The 6,641-nt window shown below is 47.9% G+C and carries 1 protein-coding gene; it reads right to left on the bottom strand.

Translation table 11 applies throughout. The annotated features are described in order from the left end of the window. Nucleotides 1-6,641: toxin TcdB middle/N-terminal domain-containing protein (locus ABY802_RS15265; RefSeq protein WP_372627984.1), on the bottom strand; the 6,641-nt coding region annotated here is incomplete at both ends.

Below are 6,641 nucleotides of genomic sequence, written 5' to 3'. Positions count from 1 at the left end.
GGTTCCCGCTACCGGCACCGTATGTACGAATATAAATTCCTCCACTGTGACTCACAACTCGCCGATGAACCCATCCGTTGTGCAACATGTGGTTGCTTCGGGTAAAATTCCATACGCCTTTTCCGTCTGGATCAACACGATGGTCTACAGTCCCAAACCCTCCAATATGGCTAAAACCTCCATCCTGTACAGGAGACCTCCCATCAGCACCAGGGGCCGGGTAAAGCATAAGCGCTTCGGCTGCTTGTGCTTCAGTACACGCAGGTTCGCCGTTTCCGCAAACTAGAAACTCAGTCCCATAAAGGTGTTCACGACGATTAATGTTCCAATGTCTGGACTTTTGTAACATACTCTCTCTTGCGTGGTTGAATAGGTATTGGAAGGCTCCTGTGCTAGCTCCATTTGCGAATTTTCCTCCTGTCAACTCGGATACTGTCCCACTAATTACTGCTGATAATACTGTACCTTTAACAATATCCCCACTACTCAAATTGCCACCACCTTTTAAGAATGCACCGCCAGCTCCCTTAGTAATTCCAGCACTAATAAAGCCATGGCCAAACTTTCCACCACTAACAACCGATACTATACCTCCGGCAACAGCGTGAGATGCGATTTGTCCAGCGACCTGCCCAGCACTGAGCGATAATCCTCCAAAAGAATGTAGGTTATCGCCCATCATTCCGGCTAATGCACCAAAGCCATCACTAGCTACACGATCTACCTGCGCTAAATTCGCATTCGATAAGCTTTTAAAGTGCGAACCTATCTGCTGAAATGCAGCCCCTGAGATAGCACCGACAATTGCACCGCGCAGGTTACCCGTTGCAACACCTCCCGACATAAAGCCAAAAGCTGCTGCTTGATACCAGTTTGCCATTGCCCATGGACCAACTCCTGGAATCGCCAATGCCAATAATCCTACAAAAGGCGCCAACTTTCCGAACATTTTATTAAGTTTTTTGAAAATATACCCACTGGGGTCGGTATAGCTCATCGGGTTATTAAGCACGTAACTATAACGGTTATAGTTTTGCAGATTTGACGGCGCCTGAATAAACGGGTCGGCTTGCATAAAGCGGCCGAGTACCGGGTTGTAGGTGCGGCCGCCCATATGAATTACGTCAAAGTCGTTAATCATTTTATGGCCCGTGTAGCCTTTGCTGTCGCCTGGGTTGCTGTAAGTAGTAAACAGACTGCTGGTGCTAACGCTGTATTGCTTACCCCACGGGTCGTAAATAAACTGCTGCACCACATTGCCGCCAGCATTGGTAATGCTGATGGTTGAGCCCTGGTTGTCTTTATGAAGATATAAAATATCGCTGTGAATGCTGTTACTGCGCTTGGTAATCACCGCATTACCGACATAGAACTTATGCTCGCTTTCACCGGTGGATTTGGTCATACGCTCGTATAAACCATCGATATATAAGGTATCGGTGGTTTTGCCGTCGCGCAGGTCGGTACGGCGATATAACTGACGGTCCGGGCCATAGGCGAAGTCGGTGTAGTTATTGCCTTGTTTTATACGGCTGGGTTTTTCAAAGGCGGTGTATGTAAAGCTGCGCTTACCGTCATTAGTGACATTGCCGTTATTGTCATAGCCAAATGTGTAAGCTCCTGTACCAGCGCAACTTGTAGTCGACCCTACGGCGATCAGGCGGTTGGTTTTGCTGCTGTCATAACAGTAGTTACCTACGCCGCTCTTAGAGGTAATATTGCCCCAGTTATCGTAGGCATAGTTTTCTTCCATCTTTAATGATGCAGGCAGTGCGCTATAGGCAGAACTATTACCAATATTGACAATAGTGCGCTTTTTCAGGCGATCCAGCGTATCGTAATCAAAGTCTTCTTTAAAACTAGCGCTGCTGTTAAGGCCAAAACGTTGCTCGCGCCAGTCGAGGTTACCGTTTAGCTGATAGTCGTACTCAAAATTATGGGCCAGAGCACCGGTTTTATTGTACAAGTTAAGCGATTTTACCCAGCCGGTGTCGGCCGCAAAGCCGCGGGTTTCCTTGGCGCCATTACCATAGACAACTTCTGTCGCCTGGCCGCGGGCATTCACCTTTATTACCTGCTGATACACTTCAGCGGCGTTCTTGTGGTTTTTCAGCGCAGTTAACATGCCGTTATTGCTGCTGTACTCGTGCCGTACCACGATGTCATCCGACGGGCTAAGCGACCAGCTGGGGTAGGTAAGGGTATACAGCCGGTTGTAACTATCGTAACTGGTGCTGCTGGCAAAGCTGCTACCGGCAGTACGTACTAACTTGTTTGCCACCAGGCCGCGGCTGTTGTAACCGTATAGCTCTTCGTAATCTGCCGTAGCTGTGGTGTCGCAGCTTACTGAGCTGTTGAAAGAGCGCACTCGTACAAGCTTGCCGCGGTTATAGCTAATTTCACTATTACCATAATCCCAACAAGTAGTGCCACTTTGGTCGTGCCGGCGTAACTGCCTGCCTACGGCATCGTAGGTAAAGGCGGTGACTTGTTGCTCGGCATTTTGCTGGGTTAGCAGCTCACCAAAAGCATTGTAGGTGTAGAACCACTCGCCTTTGTCCTGATCCTTCATGCTGGTTTTACGGCCATAAGCATCATATTCGTTAGTGGTGCGCTCCGATGCCGTGCCGGTATTGTCGGTTGCGACCACCGATTTAAGGTTACCGTTGGCATCGTAAAAATACCCCAGCTTATTGCCTAGATGGTCGGTGACCTGCCTGGTTTGGCCAGCATAATTAGTTAAAGTGGTACTGGTATGATTAAGTGCATCGGTAGTAACGCTGATTAAACCTTGGTGGCTGACACTACTTACCGCGCCATTTGCCGCAGTAGTACTTTTTATCCGCCCCAGGTCATCATAATGCGCCTCGCTGTACGCCCCCGGCGTTGTAGTATAGGGCTCGTAGCTGAGTTTTGGCCGGCCTTGCGCATCGTAGGTAGTCGCGCTAGTTGACCAACTGTTATCTGCCAGTAGTTTTGCTTTCGTAGCAATTTCCCGACCAAACATATCTAAAAACTGCTGTTTTTCGCCCTGACCATCTCCCCAGCTTCTTATCCGGACATAAGCCCCGGTTACATCACAACTTACCACGCTGCAATATTCCGTTGCGCTATATTGATCTACAACAGGATCACTACTCCCGGCGCCTTTGCTGTAGCTACGGCTTTGCTGGCCTAAAATATTAAAGTAGGCGCGTGACACCTGGCCATTGGCATCGGTTTGGGTAATGTAATCGACACGGCCGGTAATACTGTCGGCAGACTTTGAATCATAGGTATAGTCGGTTTTATAACCCAACGCATCGGTAGTTTGTTTTACGAACCTGAACCGGTTATCAAACAAGGTACTGCTGCTACGGCTTTGCACACCGGTACCATCGGCCTTGGTTGCTGCTGTAACAGTTTGCCCGGTACTATTACCAGCGGCGTCGTAATTGTGAGTGGTAACAACGCGGTACTTGGGTTCAGTCGGTGCCAGCGTTTCTGTTTTCAGCATTAAATCATTGTAGTATTCAAAGCTGCTGATCCGGGTACTGCTTTGGGTGCCACTATCCTCTACCAATGTCTTGTTTACGGTTGTTTTGGTTAAACGACCATAACGCGGGTAGTTGGTACTTGCCCCGGTATAAATATTACTGGTACTGGTAGTTTGGCTGAAACCAGGCTCGTCCGGGTTAGTTTGCACTACCGTGCTGCTAGTCAGGTTACCAAATTTGTCATAGGCGAAACTGCTGTTGGTTTTGGCCAGGGTATATACCGTCGCCATATCGGAGCCAAGTTGATAACTTAGCTCTTCTGAACTTTGTACAAACGGGAAGATACGTGCTGACGCAACCTCAGCATTACCAGCACCGCTAACCGTTGCATTTGTAGCGATATTAACGTAGCCCAGAGTGTTTTCTGCAGACGATAATAACTTATCTCCCAGCCACTGAGTGGTGTGCTTTGGTATGCCGGTAAATGGCCAGAGTTGGTGATATACCGTGCGGGTCATTACGTCTGTTTGTTTATCTATGGTTTGCAGCTCTTCAAAACCGAGCATGCCGCGGCCTTTTTTATGCAACAGCATGCCAGCATAACGGTAGCTAACCCCCACAGATGCTGAAGCAGTAGTTGCCGTGCTAACATCCGACACTACGTACATACCACTTAATGGTGAGAAGTAATCGCTGTTCAGGTTATTGCCAGAGTCACGGCGGATATAAACGTCTTTATCTACTATAGACTGGTAGCTTATTGAGGTTTTTACGCCCCAGCCGTTGGTAATGCCATTAATAACGTGATCTTTAATAAATGGGCGGGTGCTTCTGAATATCTTCCAGCCGTTGTCACTGGTAGCGGTTAGTAAATCTAACTTGCCGTCGGCATTAATGTCGGTAAAACGCACCGCTGCACCGGCATCGTAATTTAGATAACCCCTTGCAGTAAATGCAACCTGACTGGCTGATTGCGCCGGTGCTGACAGCTCAACGCGCCAGCGCGAGGTCGTTTCCGGAAATAGAATATCAGTGCGGCCATCGGCATTGATATCGACAAACTGAGTTAAGTTAACAGTGCTGTCTGTAACACTAAAATACGTTTGCACGGCGTTATGGAACTGCTTGCCATTGGATAAACGATAGCTCCAGAAATTACTAAACTCGCTTCTAAAAATAAGATCGGTATAACCATCGCCATTTAAATCACCAGCGCGAACATTGCGAATTTTGCCTAATGTTTGCTGCTCGTTATAACGGCTGCCATCAGAGGTATACAGCTTATAAACGGTTGCCTCTGTCCAGGTTCCACCCGCCTCTATACAATCACCCCGGTTAATCGCACCTCTTGAACAACTTCCTTCTGTCACTTTTAGGACAATATCGGTTTTACCATCGCCATTCACATCAAACATGGCGGCTGATTTCATATCAGCAGAACCTGTGCGAAAATCGGCTGAGAACGGGTCATTGGCAGCGTTACCACCAAAGCTTCCTGCGTCAGTAAGGTGCTGCATACCCTGGTGCTCGCCAGCAGCATTAACACCTAAATTTATATATGCCTGGAACCTGCCATCTTTGATAAACAAAATGTCTTCCAGTCCGTCGCCATTAACATCGGCCACCGTGGCGCCATTTTTAAAGCCATATGCTAGTTTACCTGTACTCACTAACGTGGTGTTGTGGGTTATTGTAGTGCTGCCGCAATTTACTTCAGTTGGCCTTGCGCAGTTAACGCGGGTTGATGTAGAAGGTTTAAATAAAATAACACTCCATGCGGCATTTTCGCCTGAGGCCAACAATAAATCACGCTTACCATCTCCGTCATAATCTATGGTTTGCAAATAATCTTTATTGGCGACACCAAAGGTTGACAATAAAACCTCAGCACTAAAACTACTTAATGCACTTGTGCTGTGACAATCTTCAAACCCTTCTATGGTGTAACAATTTTCGGTCCAGGTTGCATTAAGGCCGCCCAGCCTGGCATACCAGGCGCCATTGCGCGGATACACCATGTCAACAAAACCATCGCCATTGATATCAATCATCTGGGTGTAAAAGCGTTCATTAGAAAAGTTGCGCGTTGTTGAGGTAGCTTCGAAAGGTTTGAAAGGTGTGGTTACTAAATCATCATGACAGGGTGCACCTGGCTCGCTGCAATTTGGCTGCATTGAACTGACAGCAAACTCGGGATGAGACCATTTAAAGGTAGTGGCCGGTAAACAGCCTTTACCATCATTGGTAACGCACTCCTGCACAGACTCAAGATAGTTTTTTTCTTCAATAACATTAGATGAACGGTAATTTAATTGGTAGTGACGATAGTATTCGTTATCGACCAGCACATGAACCTTGTTTAACAGTTTGGTCATGGCTACCGGCACACCTGCTTGCCAGCCCTGAGCCTTTTTCGGGTTCTCGCTGTACTCCAAAACCACCTTAGCAAATGGCGCGTTACCATTCACACGTCCGGTATAGTGTACCTCGGTAAGGTAATGTTCACCTTTGGTTAAATCTTCAGCGTATTTAAAGACAATATAATTGCCTTTTACATCACGAATAGCTTTAAGCGCCCACATCCGCGCAATATTTTCACCAGCCTGAGTATTAAAAAAGGCATCACTGCCTGTTTGAGTTGCGCCGTCAGCAGTTTTAAAGGTTGCGGCAAGCGGCTTAGCCATTCCGTCATTACCTGATACCGCAGATACCTCGCCGTAGTAATGAATTTCACCGGATTTAGTCTCAACGGTGTAACCTAACGCGCCTTGTGTCGCTGAGCCGTGCGATCTGATGATAGAAAAATCGTCAATTTCCGGATAGTAGGTTCCCGCGCTCCAGTAACCAGCATCGGTATTGCTGCCTGCCAGTAAACGCTGGCCGCCCAAGCACAAGCGATCACTGTTAGCAAAGGCTACATTGCCCTGAACGCCATCAATCGCAATATTTTTAGGGCAGCGGGTTATGGCTGAGGTGCCGGCAAAAGACCAGCCAGTGCCCATATAACCATCACCGGCGTTGCTGTTGTAACTGAAGGCCAGTTGCGGCTGCACCCCGGCAATACCAGCGGGCAGGCTCAGAGGTAACTGATAGGTAGCACCACCCGACTCATCGACACGGAACTCGCCGGCTGATAAACCGACAATACTGGCGGGTAAACTATTG

Source organism: Arsukibacterium sp. (assembly GCF_041616895.1).
Classification (GTDB): Bacteria; Pseudomonadota; Gammaproteobacteria; order Enterobacterales; family Alteromonadaceae; genus Alishewanella.
The sequence above is the reverse complement of the archived record's forward strand: the minus strand, read 5'-3'. Positions and strand labels throughout refer to the sequence as shown.